Source organism: Kribbella endophytica, assembly GCF_054781295.1.
The window spans coordinates 246,434-262,238 of record NZ_BAAGUR010000002.1; the positions used below are offsets into that span (position 1 = coordinate 246,434).

Sequence of the window (15,805 nt, forward strand, 5' to 3'; positions counted from 1 at the left end):
GCCGCTTGTCCACAGGCCTGCTTGTCCACAGGTCGCCGCCGGCGGGCGGCGCGAGCGCGGCCGGAGGAATAGGCTGCTGTGCATGAGCGATGGACAGCGGATCGTAATCGTCGGGGCGAGTCTGGCCGGGGCAACGGCGGCCGAGACTCTCCGGGCCGAGGGCTTCAGCGGAGACGTCGTGCTGATCGGCGCGGAGCGCGAGTTGCCGTACGAGCGACCGCCGCTGTCCAAGGACGTGCTGCTCGGCAAGAAGGAGCCGGTGTCGGCGCAGCTGCACGATCAGCAGTGGTACGACGACAAGTCGATCGAGCTGCGGCTCGGGACCACCGTGACCGCGCTCGACCCGGCGGCCAAGACCGTCACGACCGACGACGGCACCAGTACGTCGTACGACGAACTGCTGATCGCGACCGGCTCGCGGGTCCGCCGGCTCGACGTACCGGGCGGCGACCTGCCCGGCATCCACTACCTGCGGACCGCGGCCGAGTCCCAGGCGCTCACCGATGCGTACACCGCGAAGCCGCGCGTGGTCGTCGTCGGCGCCGGCTGGATCGGACTGGAGTCGGCCGCGGCCGCGCGGGAACGCGGCTGCGAAGTGACGGTGATCGAGCCGCAGTCCACCGCGCTCGCGGCGGTGCTGGGGGAGCAGGTGGGCGGGCTGTTCGCCGACCTGCACCGGCAGCACGGGGTCACGTTGCTCTTCGACACCGGCGTCGAGGGTTTCGAGGGCACCGACAAGGTGACCGGCGTCCGGACGTCGAAGGGCGACGTGATTCCGGCCGACCTCGTGGTGGTCGGCGTCGGCGTCCAGCCGAACACCGAGCTCGCCTCCGACGCCGGCATCGAGGTCGCTCCTTCGGATCAGGGCATCGTCACCGGGCCGAACCTGCAGACCTCGGCTGCGGGCGTCTTCGCGGCCGGTGACGTCGTCCGTTGGGACCACCCGCTGCTCGGGCACTCGGTGCGCGTCGAGCACTGGCAGAACGCCAAGGACAGCGGCGCCGCGGCCGCGAAGGCGATGCTCGGCCAGGACGTCGCGCACGACGCGATCCCGTTCTTCTTCACCGACCAGTACGACCTCGGGATGGAGTACGCCGGCGACGTGCCGCGCGGTACGTCGTACCAGGTGGTCCTGCGCGGCGACCCGGCCTCCGGCGCGTACCTCGCGTTCTGGCTCGACGACGACCACCACGTGCTGGCGGGTCTGCACGTCAACACGTGGGGCGCGATCGACGGCATCCAGGACCTGATCCGCTCGGGTCGCGCGGTCGACCCGGCCAAACTCGCCGACGCGTCGACGGACCTGGCGGAGGTCTAGTTCAGCTTCAGCTCCGTGCGCAGGATGTCGAGGTACGCCGAACCGTCGCGCTCGTTCGGCTCGATCACGCCGCCCTCGTGCCACTCGTTCCACGCGTACAGCCAGACGTAGTTGTCGACCGCGGTCGGCCGGGTCGACGCCGCCATGTCGGCCTTCAGGTTGCGCACTGCCTGCCGGTACCCGTCGAGCGACTGGTCCGGCATCCAGCGGATCGCCTTCACATCCGGCGTCTCGATCGGGAACCGCGGCCGCTCGTCGAAGTCCGACAGCACGCACCGCCCGTACGCCGCCGGCGCCTGCGCGTAGAACGCGCGCTGTCCTTCGAGGTAGCTCGCATACGAGCGACTCTCGATGGCCGGCCCGTCGGTGGTGCAGTACGGCGCGTCGCCGCCCGCCGCCGGGACCTGGCGCGGGTCGAACCCGGCCTGGTTGATCATCACGTAGATGTCCTCGCCGAGCTCGGCCTTCGCTTTCGCCCGGACGGTGTCGGCGAACTGCTTGACCTGTGCGGGACTGCCGTCGCCGAGGCCGCGGGCGTCGCAGATGTTGAGGATCTTGCGGCCGTCGTTGGTGCGCAGGGTGTTGTCCTGGCCCAGGTACGACGTCAGGTTCGCGGCCACCGCGCCGTACTGGCTGGTGGGGATCTGGAGATTGCCGTACGGGTGGGCGCAGACGCCGACGGTGAAGTCGATGGTGTCCTTGTTCCTCGCCTGGGCGAACGCGTCGAGCGCGGCCTTGGTGATGGCGTTGGTCTGCTGGGTGTTGTCCCAGTACCAGTAGAAGTTGAAGAAGCTCAGACCGGCCGACGTCGCCTGGGTGATGTGCTTCTCGAGCGTCGCGGGCAGGCTGTCGTCGTAGTAGCCCATGGAGGGCTTCAGGTTCGACCAGTCCTCGCCGGGCCAGTTGTCGGTCGCGTAGTGGGTGCCGCTGCGGAAGTCGCGGACGCCGCCCCACCAGTCGTTGTCACGGCCGTAGATCTCCTTGGTGCGCGCGATGATCGTGCCGTGGCCGTTGGCGTTGAACATGCCGAAGTAGACGGCGCCGGCGCGCACGTAGTCGGCGTACACGTAACCGAGCGGACCGTCGAGGGTGTAGCCGGCCGCGATCAGCTCGGCGGTCTTCGGCTCGAGGGCGAGGCGCCATTCCTTGCCGTTGGTGAATCGGCGGAGCTGCTGGAGGCCGGCGCCGGGCTGCGGGTAGAGGTAGGCGGCGATGCCTTCGTCGATCCAGCCCTGGTTCGTGAGTGTCTGGCGCTCTGTCGGTGAGGCGGTGAAGAGCCACGTGCTCGCTGACGCCGTGGGCTTCATGCGGTACATCGGGACCGCGCCGGTGAAGGGCCGGCGGGGGAGGAAGCCGATCTGGCCGGGCTGGCGGGTCAGGCCGCTGCTGGTCGCCGCGGCGACCTCGTTCGGGTCAGTGCTGTAGAAGCGGCCGGCTGGGGTGATGAGCTCGGTGAGGGGGACCGGGGTTGCTTTGGGGGCTGCTGCTTGTGCTGTGGGGTCCGCCGGTTGTGCTGTGGTCTGGTCGGCTGCGACCGGGCCGGCGATGCCGACTCCGGCGGCCAGGGCCGCCACCAGCGCCGTACCGAGGACAAGGCGCTTCACGAGGTCTGACTCCTTCGGAGGGCTTCTGGTACAGACCGCCGCAAGCTAGCAGCCGGGCGGGGCAGCGAACGGCTTCGGGATCCCCGTAGACTCACGGCGTGGCAGGCAGGATCAAGGAAGAGGACATCGCGCTGGTGCGCGAGCGGGCACGGATCGACGACGTGGTCGGCTCGTACGTGACCTTGAAGAACGCCGGCGGTGGTTCGCTGAAGGGGCTGTGCCCGTTCCACGACGAGAAGTCGCCGTCGTTCAACGTGACCCCGGCCCGCGGCTTCTTCTACTGCTTCGGCTGCCAAGAGGGCGGCGACGTGATCGACTTCATCCAGAAGATCGATCAGATCAGTTTCAGTGAGGCCGTCGAGACGCTGGCCTCCAAGGTCGGCATCCAGCTGCGGTACGACGACTCCGGCGCGCCGATCCCGAAGTCGCAGGGCAACCAGCGGCCGCGGCTGGTCGAGGCGCACAAGGTCGCGGGCGAGTTCTACTCCGAGCTGCTCTTCGGTGCGCCCGAGGCGATGCTGGGCCGGCAGTTCCTGGACAAGCGCGGGTTCGACCGCGACGCGGCGGCGCACTTCGGGGTGGGGTTCTCGCCGCGCGGTGGCGAGCAGCTGGTCGCGCATCTGCGCGGACGCGGTTTCTCGAACGCCGAGCTGGTCGCGTCAGGGCTGTGCGCGGAGGGGCAGCGCGGGCTGTACGACCGCTTCCGCGGCCGGCTGATGTGGCCGATCCGCGACGCGAGCTCGGACACCATCGGCTTCGGCGCGCGCCGGCTGTTCGACGACGACAAGATCGAGGCCAAGTACCTGAACACGCCGGAGACGGCGATCTACAAGAAGTCCAAGGTCCTGTACGGCGTGGATCTCGCGCGACGCGAGATCGCCAAGGGCAAGCAGGCGGTCGTGGTCGAGGGGTACACCGACGTGATGGCCTGCCACCTGTCCGGCGTACAGACTGCTGTGGCGACGTGTGGGACATCGTTCGGTGACGACCACGCACGGGTGCTGCGGCAGCTGTTGCTGGACCACGACCAGTTCCGCGGCGAGGTGATCTTCACCTTCGACGGCGACTCGGCGGGACAGCGGGCCGCGGTGAAGGCTTTCGAGGGCGACCAGGCTTTCGCGGCGCAGACGTACGTCGCGGTCGAGCCGGACGGTCTGGACCCGTGCGACCTGCGACTGCAGAAGGGTGACGCGGCGGTCCGTGAGCTGATCGGGCGGCGAGTTCCTCTTTATCGCTTCGTGCTGACGGACCGGCTGTCGAAGTACGACCTCGACCGCGCCGACACCCGGATCGACGCGCTGCGCGACGCGGCGCACCTGGTCGTGAGCATCCGGGACCGGTCGAAGGTCGACGCGTTCACGCGCGAGCTCGCCGGGCTGCTGGGGCTGGAAGTCGACCAAGTCCGCGCCGAGGTGCACCGCGCTGCCTCGCGGCCTGCCCCTGCTGCTCGTTCCGGCCCTGCGGATCGCACGCCGGTCGTCGTACAAACCGAGGCCCCGCCGCCCCCGCGCCAGAACCTCCCGTCACCCCGCGAGCCCCGCTTCCAGATGGAGTGGGACGTCCTCAAGCTCGCGATGCAGTACCCGGCGCTGGTCGGCGTCGCCTTCGACGAGCTCGACGACCACGACTTCACCCACCCCTGGCTGGCCGCCGTCCGCGCCGCCATGTCCAAAGTCGGCGGCCCCTCCCAAGCAGCCCCCGGCGAAGCCTGGGTAGTAGCCGTCCGAGAAGCCATGGGCAACGACCCCGCCGCCGCGGTCGTGTCGGCTTTGGCCGTAGAAGGTTTGAGGTTGGGCCGAGACCCCGACGAACGCTTCGCAAGAGCCCACCTGGCCCGCCTCCAGGAACTCACCTGCCTCCGCCGCATCGCCGACCTCAAGTCAAAACTCCAACGCACCAACCCCATCGACAAGGCCGACGACTACAACCGCATGTTCGGCGAGCTGATAGCCCTAGAGCAATACAGAACCGAACTAAGAGAACAAGCCATCTCCGGCGCGTTGTAACCAGCACCCAGCGGACGGCCCCAACAGCCTCAGCCGCCACCCAGCCAAGCCTGCTCCAGCCCGCCCCAGCCGAGCCTGCTCCAGCGCAGCCCCAGCCGAGCCTGCTCCAGCGCAGCCCCAGCCGAGCCGGCCCTTACCTGGGGCTCGGGCCTGCCCGCCCCCGCCCCGACGCCTGTGCCCTCCCGTCCCCGGCGCCTGACGCCGAGTGCGAGCCGACCCCCTCATTCACGCTTCCCCCTCTTCTTCTTCCCGGCCGCAGGGGCCTCAACTCACGCGACGCTCCCGGCCGCATCGCCGGCAACCTTGCCCACGCCTGCTCACCGCCCGGCTCGGCCTCCACGCAGCGGCGCCGGCCCCAGCCAGCCTCTCCTTCTTCCTCCCGGCCGCCGCGACCCTAGCCCTCACGACCTCCCCGGCCGCATCGTCGGAGACCTTCACCGTAGGCATGCGAGGTTCCTCTCGCCGCCTGCGCGCCCACCTCGCCTCGCCCCCGCGACCTCAGCCTCTGACCTAGAAACCAGGGCCAGCTCAGGGGTTTGACCCAGTGCTTCTCACCACCCACAGGGGATGATGGAGTCCAGGTCCGACCGAAGGAGAAGTTCGATGGGCTGGTTCATCCTGCTGGTGCTGATCGTGGGCGCGGTCGCGGCGTTCAAGTACCGCGTCCCCCTGATCGCCAAGCTGACCGGGCAACCACAACACCGCATCCAGCGCGCCCTGGAACGCCGCAAGAACAAGAGCTGACCCACCCAGCCACCGCCCCGTCGCCCCAAGCGACGGGGCGCCCCAACCCGCGCCTACCAAACCGGTGCGCACCAGCGCCTACGGAGCAGTGCAACACCCGCGCCCAGACACCTCCTGCGCCACGGAGCGAAGCAGCACCACCGCCCAGCACCAGCACCACCGCCGAGCAGCACCCGCGCCACCGAGCAGGACCCGCGCCACCGAGCAGCGCATCACGCGCGCCCAGCAGCACCTCCCGCGCCACCGAGCAGCGCATCACGCGCGCCCAGCGCGCACGTCCCGCGCCACCGCGCAAGGCAGCGCCTGCGCCCAGCGCAGCATCCGGCCTCAGAAGTAGCGCGGCATCTGCGCCCAGCGACTCCGCGAGCATCAACCTGAGAGCCCAGCGGGTCGGTTGGATCACGGCGAGTGGTTGAGGCTGGATGTGGTTTTCTTCACCTCGACCACCGCCGCCCTGCACCAACCAAGCCGGCGGCAACCATCGCCCGTCGTACAGACAACAAAAAGACCGGTTCCGAAGATCGGAACCGGTCGATCGTTTGTTGCTCCCGCGACTGGACTCGAACCAGTAACCTGCCGGTTAACAGCCGGCTGCTCTGCCAATTGAGCTACGCGGGATCGTTTGTGTTCCCTGCCCCCGATCCCCGAGGACCGGATTAGGTTAGCAGGATCGGGCCGAACTACAAAAACGGGATTCGCTGCTCGCGATCGCCCGCTCAGACTGCCTTTCGCGTCAGATTCCGAACTCGTCCCGGACCGCCGCCAACGCCGCCTCGGCCTGCTCGATCAGCCCCGGGCGATCCGGCTCCAATCCCTTGTCCAGAACGAAGTTCCACGCCACCGGCGCGTCCGTCGTCGCAGGATTGCGACGCCCGACGATCCGTACGCCCTTCTTCCCGACCAGCGGCACGTGACGCTGTACGACGATGCTCGCGTCCACCCGCTCCCGCAGCAGCTGCCCGAACCGGCCGGGGTCGTCCACTGCCAGGTCGGTCGACCGCAGCGGAGTACCGAACGCGGTCGTCTCGAACACCCGCAGCACCGACTCCTCCGAGTCCCACGCCGCGCGCTCGATCGCCTCCCACCCGACCCGCCGGACTTTGTCCCCTTCCGGTAGGTAAACCGCGGACCGAGTCCCCGCCACCCAGTCCCCACCCGTCAGCTGCACCGCCGCCAAGATGTCGTCCCGCCCACCCGCAGCAACCCGAACCCCCTCAACCAACTCAGAGGGCCACACCGAACGCCGAAGTCTCAACACACCCCCATCGTCCCAGCCCACGCCAACTCCACCCCGCCCACCCCAAGAACAGACGCCGACCACCGCCAGCGCCAACAACCCACCGCCTAGTCACGCGCGGTCGCACGAGTCGCAACCCTTACTGCCGCCGGCGCCACCATCACCACCCGCCATCGCCTCCGCCAGCACCTGCCATGCCGTCACCACCTGCGGCCGCCAGCACCTGCCGTGCCGACACCACCCGCCATCACCACCTGCCGCAGCAAACACCTGCCGCGCCATCAGCACCTGCAGCTGCCGCTAGCTGCCGCGCCGCCGCCGGCACCCGCCGCCGGCGTCTGCCGTGCCGGCACCTGCCGCGCCGTCACCACCTGCGGCAGCCACCACCTGCTACGTCGCCACCACCTGTTGCCGCCGCCAACGTTTGCTGCGTCGCGGCCTCTATCACCGGCCGCCTGGCCCTGTCGCGGGCCTTCAGCGGGTTCATGACCGTGGCCCGTCTGGATAGCCAGAAGGTGGCCCGCCTACAGGTCACGCTGCTGTAGACCGGCGACAACTGGAAGCTGGTCCTGCAGCCCGACGGCAGCTTCAACGGCGCGGTCGCGCCGGTTGGGGCGGGTCCGTCACTGCGACGGGAGCTCAGCGGCCGCGGAGTGCGTGTGGGCGGGGGACGGTGAGCACGGGAGCGGGATCGGGCAGAACCTCCTGCTGGTTCCGCTCGCGGCGTCAGGTGGTTGGCGGAGCTCGCAATAGGCAGGGGGCGGCGTGGTCTGCAGCAGCCAGTAGTCCGGGCGGGGCGGCGAGGTCGCCGATCACGGCAGCGGGCTCGTCCTGCCCGCGGTGTTGTGGCCGGGTTGTCGTCTCGGGAGAGGTGGTGAGTGGTGGAGGTTCGGGGTGGGGGGAGATCGGCGATATCAGCCACGCGCGTACGTGAGCCGACATGACCGCCCTGGGGCAGGAGGCGGCCTGGTGTTGGCTGTGGGTGGGGATGGGTGAATAGGTTGGGGGCTATGCGAATCTTCCGGCGGCCCAAGACCGTGTCTGTGCCGGATCGGTATGGGCTGGGTGGCGCAGCCTTGATCGAGGTGCCGGCTCGGCCTGATGTTGCGCGGCTGTTTGACGGCGTACGGGCAGGCGAGCGGACTCGGATGGTCGTGGGGTATCTGAACCACCCGGATCCGGCGGTGCGGCTGGCTGCTGTGCAGCAGGGGCCGGAGGTTGGTACGGCGACTGTGGCTGAGGTTGAGGAACTGGTTGATCGGCTGGCTGATCTGGATCCGGCGGTACGGGCTGCTGCTGGCGCTGCGCTTTGGGATCTTCAGGCGGACTCCGACTGCGAGCGGACCGTGCTCGTGCTCCGCGATGAGATACGGGGGCACACGATGAGCTTTGGTGCGCCGAGTACCGAGTCGCTTCGGCTCGGGCGGGAGCCTGCTGAGCAGGCGCTCCAGACCCTGCTCGCGTCGGCGCCTGACGACGAGGCTCATGCCCGTCTGCAGGCTTTGATCGACGAACATGTTCTCCTTCCTGATGCTGTGGAGGCCGACCCGACGTTGACTCTCGAGTTCATCGAGAAGGTCCAACGGCGGTCGGGCGACGGGCAGGTGGCGACGTACGAGGCTTATCGCGCGGACGACCGGGCGCAGGCGCTCGCGTACCTCAAGGCGCACCCGGTGACCGAGGAGTTCTACTACCTGGAGGTCGAGACTCCGGCCGGCACGTTCGGGCGCGACATCAACGGCATCTACGACATCTGACGCGCGCCGTCTCGCGACTCTCAGACCCGGCGCGCATCGCCGGGTCTGAGAGTCGGCGGCGTCAGGTGGCGTTCGAGTACTCGCGCAGGCCCGGGGATTTCCGGAGGTTGCGGAGGGCCTCCAGCTCCAGGGCTCGGACTTTCGCGGGTGGTAGGCGGAGCTGCTCGGCGGTTTCCTCCAAGGTGGACAGCGGCGTGTTGTGGAGGCCGAAGCGCAGGCGGAGAACGTCTTGGGCCAGGTCGTCGAGGTGTTCGAGTTGGCAGTGGAGATCTCGGATCAGGGCGGCTCGGTAGAGGAGTTCCTCGTCGTCGATCAGCTGATCGGCTTCGTTGAGGTCCAGGGGAGCGGGGCGGACCTTCCAGGCGCGGGCGCGTTCGACCCGGGCGATGGTGAGGGACGCGGCCTTGGCCAGTTCCTCGGTGGTGGGTTCTCGCTCGAGTCGTTGGATCAGGTCGCGGTGGACGGAGGCCACGCGGCCGGCGTCGACGTACGCCTGAGCAGGCATGCGGATCAGCCGCGAGCGGTCGGAGACCGCCCGACCGAGGGATTGGCGGATCCACCAGATCGCGTACGACGAGAAGCGGTGTCCGAGCTTGTGGTCGAAGCGTTCGACGGCCCGGATAAGGCCGATGTTGCCCTCCTGGATCAGGTCGAGCAGCGACAGGCCCTTGCCGGCGTACCGCTTGGCCAGCGAGACGACGAGGCGGAGGTTGCCCTCGATCATGCGTCGGCGCGCGGCTTGGCCCAGCTCGGCGATCGCACCCAGTTCGGCACGGTGGGCGAGCTCTGCTCGGTCTGTCGTCGGTGCGGCCCGGGCCAGTTGGTCGGCGGCCAGTACGCCGGCCTCGATCCAGGACGACAACTCGTACACCTCTTCCGGGCTCAGCAGCTCGTGCCGCCCGAGGTCGCGCAGGTACGCGACCAGCCCGGTCACATCAGCGGCATCGCAGTCGATTGTGGCCATCGGTGCTCCCCTCTCTCTTGAAGGGATGGTGCCGCGAAACACGGCGCCGGAACGGCCCGATCTGCAATCGGTGGACAACTACGCCAAGTGACCGGAAAGTAACCCTGTGTCTGTGGATAACTGTCATCACGCCCGGGCCTCGCCGGGTTATCCTCCGGCACCGACAACTCGGGAGCTACCAGATACGATCTCCCGGACAAGCGCCGACCAGGCGCCGGGGGCGGTAGCTCAGCCGGTCAGAGCAGGGGACTCATAATCCCTGGGTCGTGGGTTCGAACCCCACCCGCCCCACAACGCAAAGGTACAGGTCAGGCGCCGATTTCGTGCTGGGTCCAAGCGACTTCGATCACCTCCATGACATGGTCCGTGACATGAAGTGCTGATACCGTCCATGACATGGCACGCGCAGCAGAGCCCCGGAAGCGGAGAAGGGGAAGCATCTCTGCGCTGCCATCGGGAGCCCTCCGCGTCCGGGTATATGCCGGCCGAGATCCAGTCTCGAAGAAGGAGCTCTACCTCGACGAGGTGGTTCCACCCGGTCCCCGGCAAGCACGGGAAGCCGAACAGCACCGCACCCGTCTCCTAAACTTGGTCGACGAGAAGCGGAACCCGAAGACCCGTGCCACGGTCGCGCAGCTCATGACTAAGTACTTCGAAGTGCACGACGTGGACCCATCCACATTGCGGGGCAACAGGTCGAAGTATGAAAGTCACATCAAGCCGCTGCTGGGAGACGTTCAACTCGCTCGGTTGGATGCTGAGATACTGGAATCGTTCTACGCGCAGTTGAAAGTGTGCCGCGCACACTGCGGTAGCCGAAGGTACATCGAGCACCGAACGAAGGTCGAGCATCGGTGTGATGAGCACCGGGAGGCACCGTGCTGTCCGCCTCGTCCTCTGGGGTGTCGAGCGTGCAGGCGTATGTGCAGACCGCACGTTTGCGAAGGGCTGTCGGCCTCGAGCATCCGCGCCATCCACTGGCTCCTCAGCGGTGCGCTTCAAAGAGCGGTCGTCTGGAAGTGGATCTCGGTCAATCCGGCCGAGCATGCCGCGAAACCAAGCCTCCCGAGTCCGGAGCCGACGGCTCCAACTCCGGACGAGATGGCGACGTTGATCATCGAAGCGTGGAAGGATGATCCCGACTGGGCCAGGTTCCTTTGGGTGAAGGCGACCACTGGCGCACGTCGCGGTGAAATGTGTGGTCTGCGTCGTGCGGATCGGCGACGAGTCGACGGCGACTCGGTCTTGACCATCGCCCGCTCGATCTACGTCGCTGCCGGAAACAAGCTCGTCGTCAAGGACACAAAAACGCATCAGCAGCGGCTCTTGGTCCTGGATCCGGAGACGGACTTTGTCTTCGACGAAATGGAGCAGTCCGCCGCGGGAAGACTCGCCGGCGTTGGCGAAGAGCTAGCGAGGTCGGCGTACCTCTTTTCTCCAGTCCCGGACGGCAGCCTGCCTCATCACCCGGACCTCCTGACGCGCCGCTTCACCAGATTGGCTCGCCGCCTGCGGATTGACGCATCGCTTAAGCATCTGCGCCACTACAACGCAACGGAACTCCTCGCCGCCAACCACAACGTCAAGATCGTCGGCGGCCGACTCGGCCATGGAGGCGGCGGCACGACCACGCTCAAGGTCTACGCCGTCTACCGCGATCAAGCCGACCAACGCGCTGCCGGCATCATCACCCCAAGAATGCCGACACGTCCCGGCGCGCAGCTGCGAAGACCACCGGGCGAGCCAGCCGCTTCGGAGATTCACGAGACCGTCCCGACCGCACCCATGTTGCCGCGAGAAGAGAGCAACGCCCCGTATACGCGAATCGCTGCTGACCTCCGGGGTGCGATTGCCAGCGGCGTATTGAAGCCAGGTGACTCTCTGCCGGCCGTGAAGGAGTTGGCGGATCGGTATAGCGTTTCCGCGAGTACTGCACACCGGGCTATCGTCTACTTGTCGAACCTCGGCCTGGTCGTCATCCGAACAGGTAAACCAACGAGGGTTGCCCAAACGATGTAGCTCGCCTCCGACGTCTGCTGATTGAAGGCCAGCCAGCTCACCATCTGAACCTGTGAATTGGAAGGCTGCCCGATCCGCCTCGTACGGCCCCGTCGGGCGTCGGCAGTCTCGAACGAGCCTCTATAACCGCCTCTGGCATCGCTGTTTGTAAGTAGTCCGCGTCACAACCGCGTCGCAAGTCAGGTCTTCTCGGCCTCGATTTGGTGCCAGCCGGCTGAAGCCGCTCATGCTTCCGGACTGCTCCGTGACAGATCGAACCTGCATCGGGTTTCCGCTAGCTGCTTCGGGTCAACGGCTCGTTGATCCCACATTGAACCGCGAGTGCGATGCCTCCGGCTGACTGAGCGCTGGGTCCGACAGGTCGGTCTACCTAGGATGTGGTCCGGTCGGCCGCCGACTTAGCGCTGGCGAGGTTGTCGCGGTAGATCCGGGTGGAGGGGTGGTTGGGGCCGAGGAGACGGTCGGAGTCAGCGAGGTTCTGCGCAAGGAGGGAAACGGCATCGCCTATGCGTCCGGCGGACCTGTAGGCGCTGGCGAGGCTATTGCGGGATGTCAGGGTATCGGGGTGGTTGGGGCCGAGGATGCGTTCATACTCGGCGAGGTTCTGCTCGAAGACGGGGATGGCGTCGTCGAGGCGCCCGGCGGACTTGTAGGTGCTCGAGAGGTTGTGGCGGGAGGCCAGAGTGTCGGGGTGGTCGGTGCCGAGGACGCGGGTTCGGTCGGCGAGGTTCTGCTCGAAGAGGGGGATGGCGTCGTCGAGGCGCCCGGCGGACTCGTAGGCGTAGGCGAGGTTGTTGCCGGCGCTCAGGGTGTTCGGGTGGTCGGGGCCAAGGACGCGTTCCAAATCGGCGAGGTTCTGCTCGTAGAGGGAGATGGCGTCGTCGAGGCGCCCGGCGGACTCGTAGGCGCCGGCGAGGTTGTTGCGGGATGTCAGGACGTCGGGGTGGTCGGTGCCGAGGACGCGGGTTCGGTCGGCGAGGTTCTGCTCGAAGAGGGGGATGGCGTCGTCGAGGCGCCCGGCGGACTTGTAGGCGCTGGCGAGGTTGTTGCGGGATGTCAGGGTGTCGGGGTGGTCGGTGCCGAGGTCGCGGGTTCGGTCGGCGAAGTTCTGCTCGAAGAGGGGGATGGCGTCGCCGGGGCGCCCGGCGGACTCGTAGGCGCCGGCGAGGTTGTTGCGAGATGTCAGGGTGTCGGGGTGGTCGGTGCCGAGGACGCGGATCCGGTCGGCGAGGTTCTGCTCGAGGAGCGCGACGGCGTCGCCTAGGCGTCCGGCGGACCTATAGGTGTAGGCGAGGTTGTTGCGGGATGTCAGGGTGTCGGGGTGGTCGGGACCGAGAACGCGTTCAGAGTCGGCGAAAGTCTGCTCGTAAAGGGGGATGGCGTCGTCGAGGCGCCCGGCGGACTCGTAGGCGCCGGCGAGGTTGTTGCGGGAGCTCAGGGTGTCGGGGTGGTCGGTGCCGAGGACGCGGGTTCGGTCGGCGAGGTTCTGCTCGAAGAGGGGGATGGCGTCGTCGAGGCGCCCGGCGGACTCGTAGGCGCCGGCGAGGTCGTTGCGGCAGATCAGGGTGTCGGAGTGGTCGGTGCCGAGAACTCTTTGAGACGCAGCGACTTGGTCCTTGGCAAGGTCGATTGCGCGAGTCGAGTCAGCGGCCGCCATCAGCTGCCTGACCGCCCAGGTCCGAGCTTGCAGGACGGTCCAAGTAAGCGAGCGTTCGGAGTTGTCGAGCGTGCCGTACTCCCAGAGAGCCTCGATGTGCCCGATTAACTCAGCGCCTTCTGTGCGTCTCTGCCAGGCCATCGTGCTATCGAACAGCCATGGCTGAATCAGATGTACCGCGTCGCGGACTGCGATACCTCCTTGCTCGCCGTGGTGGCTGCGGTCGCGGAGAACGCGTGCAAGGAGGCGGTGCATGATCAGCGCGTCGCCCGCGACTGACCATGTCAAGAGAGATCCTGCGACGCAACGTTCAAGAACTGCGTCGATTTCGGGTTCGGCTCCTGCACCGCGAAAGCGACTGAAGAACGCTTGGCGGACTCCGTCGTGAGAGAGCAGGGAGAAGACCGCGAGCACGCGTCCTGTCATGTCGGAGTTGTCGAGACTTTCTACGGCGTCGATCGACATCAGCAAGGCGGCCGCGGTGGACCGTGGGTAGGCCTCACCGGGGGTTCGCCCGAGGATTGCTTCGACAGGTAGCCGCCTCAGCCTGTCGAGGTACTTCAAGTAGGAAAGGTGCCTTTGACGACTCAGTGTGGCTGCTGCTTGTGCGAGAGCCAGTGGAAGATCCCCGAGCTCATGGGCGACAGCGCTGGCGCCGGCAACATCGTTCCGTTTCGCGCGTTCGTTCAGGTAACGGATTGACTCTGACCGCGTGTATGCCTCGACGTCAACGCTCTGGCCGACGGCGTGAAATGCCAAATTTGTGCTCGTGATGACAATCTGGGTTCTACCCACCGCAGGAAGGTAGGGGAGGAGATCGTCCGGATCGGTTGCGTTGTCGAAGATCAGTAGACCGCGTTCGGGGCGGGTCTGGAGATGATCGCGCAACCGTTGGGCTGACCTGGTCGAGTCGCCGTCAGGGTCGTCGACCCGAAGACTCCTGGCGGCGTTCGCCAGGCCTTTCAAAAGCGTGTCGCCGGACTCGGCGTTCACCCAAGCGACGAACCTCCACCCATCGCGCACACATGCTCGGGCGTAGGCTGCCGCGACTTGGGTCTTGCCGACTCCCCGCTGCCCGGTAACAGCGCACACCACAACGATCCCGCTGGCAACCGAGGTAGCGGCGAGGCGGTCCACCGTCTCGCGCTCGACAAAGGCGATCGGTTCACTCGGCATTTCCCCGACCACGACCTGCTCAGAGGACACCGGTAGATCGGGAACTGGCTCAACTGGACCGGGCAACCACGGCAGCAGTGATGAGTCCGCCACTCCCAAAGCGCTCCAGAATCGGGCCGCAGTTTCGGGTGGGAGGTCGTCGATGCTGCCCAGAGAAGTCACGCTTAGGGAACTGCTTCCTTCGGCGAGGTTGTGGCTTCGCACCACGCCCACGAGGAGCCCGTGCGCGGTGACGACTGCCGCACCCGACATCCCAGCCCAGTGGGTACCAGCCGTATCCAGCCCACCGGTGGAAGTGGTGCGGTGCTGTGCTGGGGGGTCGCTGAGCTTGAGCGTAAGCAACGGGACAGCGCCGGGTGTTGAGCTCGGATCGCGGCCCTCCGCAGTGGGCACAGACCCTGCGACTTGAGCCAAGATGGCCCGGCTTGGATCGCCTGGCTTGTCCTTCCATACGGGGAATCCCAAAGCCACGCAGTCTTCAAGGCGGGCGGCGATGCTCCGGTCGACCAGCACTGGCTTGGAGTTCTCCACCTCGGGCAGCCCGACTCCCTGTAGAACGGCTATGTCCACGGCTGCCGTATTACTGCGGACCGATACCACAGCCGGGTACCCGCTCCCGTCGACGAAGATGCGATGGTTTGTGCCATCGGCGCAGTGATCTGCGGTGAGTACGAGGTCAGCTCCGATGCGCAGGCCAGAGCCGCGGCGAGGCTGGCCCCCGCGTGTGTAGCGGATAAGCACGGCTCGGGCAGTGGCTAGCATCGGTCGTCCGGTCAGCCCACTGCATCCGTCGGAATGTCGGTGGATGGGCGCGTTGTCTGTCCATCGACGGTGTCGATGAGGAACTCGACAGAATTGCCGGCCGCGTCAAACAGCCGCGGCTTGAGGGTGAGCTTCACGGTTTGTGTGGTGACCGACTGGCGTGAAATCTCGCCCCCAGCGCTGATCAACCACCACTTAATGCCAACATCGGCCCTTCCGCCCCACGTCACAGCCGTCTGCAGCGTCAGCTCCACTGGAGCCGCCTCGAACCGCAGCGACTCGTCAGCCCCAGACATGAAGGCCCGCATCAGCTCGGCTCGCAACGCCTCGATCGCCTCAGACAGCGGCACCGCGCCTTTCGGAACCTCCGCTTCATCGCCATGCTGCATACGTCCCCCTAGTCGTGAATCACTGACCGTAACGATGCGCCGAACAAGCGTCAACCACCAGGTCGCGGTCTAGGCCAGGTGTCTTTCGGTCTCTGGGTCAGTGCCGCCACGGTCCGAGCAGATCAAACCTAAGACTCTCGGTTTAGGAAACCGACGCCACTCATCGACAACG

Annotated in this window: 10 protein-coding genes, 2 tRNA genes and 1 pseudogene; 7 read left to right on the top strand and 6 right to left on the bottom strand. The window is 67.1% G+C overall.

Translation table 11 applies throughout. The features are described 5' to 3' along the window. Positions 1-82: 82 nt before the first annotated feature. A complete protein-coding gene (locus ACYVIO_RS19775; RefSeq protein WP_460652310.1) occupies positions 83-1,318 on the top strand; it encodes an NAD(P)/FAD-dependent oxidoreductase in 1,236 nt (411 codons plus the stop codon). Here the strand turns inward: ACYVIO_RS19775 and ACYVIO_RS19780 are convergent. Beyond that, on the bottom strand, positions 1,315-2,922 hold the full coding sequence (locus ACYVIO_RS19780; protein WP_460652311.1) for a glycoside hydrolase family 99-like domain-containing protein: 1,608 nt from the start codon (positions 2,920-2,922) through the stop codon (positions 1,315-1,317). The two genes, ACYVIO_RS19775 and ACYVIO_RS19780, sit on opposite strands and share 4 nt — an antisense overlap. Before the next feature lie 98 nt (positions 2,923-3,020). Here ACYVIO_RS19780 and dnaG point away from each other — a divergent pair, with 98 nt between their 5' ends. Both dnaG and ACYVIO_RS19790 read left to right on the top strand, forming a co-directional pair. Continuing rightward, positions 3,021-4,928: a DNA primase gene (gene dnaG, locus ACYVIO_RS19785; protein WP_460652312.1), complete on the top strand. Its 1,908-nt coding sequence runs from the start codon at positions 3,021-3,023 to the stop codon at positions 4,926-4,928. 603 nt (positions 4,929-5,531) lie between these two features. Then, entirely contained in the window at positions 5,532-5,672 is a 141-nt protein-coding gene (locus tag ACYVIO_RS19790) for a hypothetical protein (RefSeq protein WP_184793674.1), read from the top strand. Between the two features lie 545 nt (positions 5,673-6,217). Here ACYVIO_RS19790 and ACYVIO_RS19795 read toward each other — a convergent pair. Together ACYVIO_RS19795 and ACYVIO_RS19800 are read right to left on the bottom strand one after the other, a co-directional pair. Further along, a tRNA-Asn gene (locus ACYVIO_RS19795) sits at positions 6,218-6,290 on the bottom strand. 115 nt (positions 6,291-6,405) lie between these two features. Then, positions 6,406-6,840 carry a hypothetical protein gene (locus tag ACYVIO_RS19800; RefSeq protein ID WP_460652313.1) on the bottom strand — a complete coding sequence of 145 codons (435 nt, stop codon included), beginning with the start codon at positions 6,838-6,840 and terminating at the stop codon, positions 6,406-6,408. A 1,079-nt stretch (positions 6,841-7,919) separates the two neighbouring features. On the opposite strand from ACYVIO_RS19800, the gene ACYVIO_RS19805 reads away from it, so the two are divergent. Further along, positions 7,920-8,666 carry a hypothetical protein gene (locus tag ACYVIO_RS19805; RefSeq protein ID WP_460652314.1) on the top strand — a complete coding sequence of 249 codons (747 nt, stop codon included), beginning with the start codon at positions 7,920-7,922 and terminating at the stop codon, positions 8,664-8,666. A 61-nt stretch (positions 8,667-8,727) separates the two neighbouring features. Here the strand turns inward: ACYVIO_RS19805 and ACYVIO_RS19810 are convergent, their stop codons facing one another. Continuing rightward, positions 8,728-9,630, bottom strand: coding sequence for a sigma-70 family RNA polymerase sigma factor (locus tag ACYVIO_RS19810; protein ID WP_460652315.1), 903 nt, complete (start codon positions 9,628-9,630; stop codon positions 8,728-8,730). 217 nt (positions 9,631-9,847) lie between these two features. Between ACYVIO_RS19810 and ACYVIO_RS19815 the strand changes: the two genes are divergently transcribed. The 3 genes and pseudogenes from ACYVIO_RS19815 (at position 9,848) to ACYVIO_RS19825 (ending at position 11,649) form a co-directional block, all read left to right on the top strand. Further along, positions 9,848-9,921 (top strand) — tRNA-Ile (locus ACYVIO_RS19815). A gap of 105 nt (positions 9,922-10,026) precedes the next feature. Next, positions 10,027-10,404: pseudogene (locus ACYVIO_RS19820) on the top strand (tyrosine-type recombinase/integrase); the annotation flags it as partial. 327 nt (positions 10,405-10,731) lie between these two features. After that, entirely contained in the window at positions 10,732-11,649 is a 918-nt protein-coding gene (locus ACYVIO_RS19825; RefSeq protein WP_460653550.1) for a GntR family transcriptional regulator, read from the top strand. A gap of 370 nt (positions 11,650-12,019) precedes the next feature. Here ACYVIO_RS19825 and ACYVIO_RS19830 read toward each other — a convergent pair whose 3' ends face one another. Both ACYVIO_RS19830 and ACYVIO_RS19835 read right to left on the bottom strand, forming a co-directional pair. Continuing rightward, positions 12,020-15,244, bottom strand: a complete 3,225-nt coding sequence (locus tag ACYVIO_RS19830; protein WP_460652316.1) for a tetratricopeptide repeat protein — start codon at positions 15,242-15,244, stop codon at positions 12,020-12,022. An 11-nt stretch (positions 15,245-15,255) separates the two neighbouring features. Further along, positions 15,256-15,633, bottom strand: coding sequence for a trypco2 family protein (locus tag ACYVIO_RS19835; RefSeq protein ID WP_460652317.1), 378 nt, complete (start codon positions 15,631-15,633; stop codon positions 15,256-15,258). Positions 15,634-15,805: the final 172 nt, after the last annotated feature.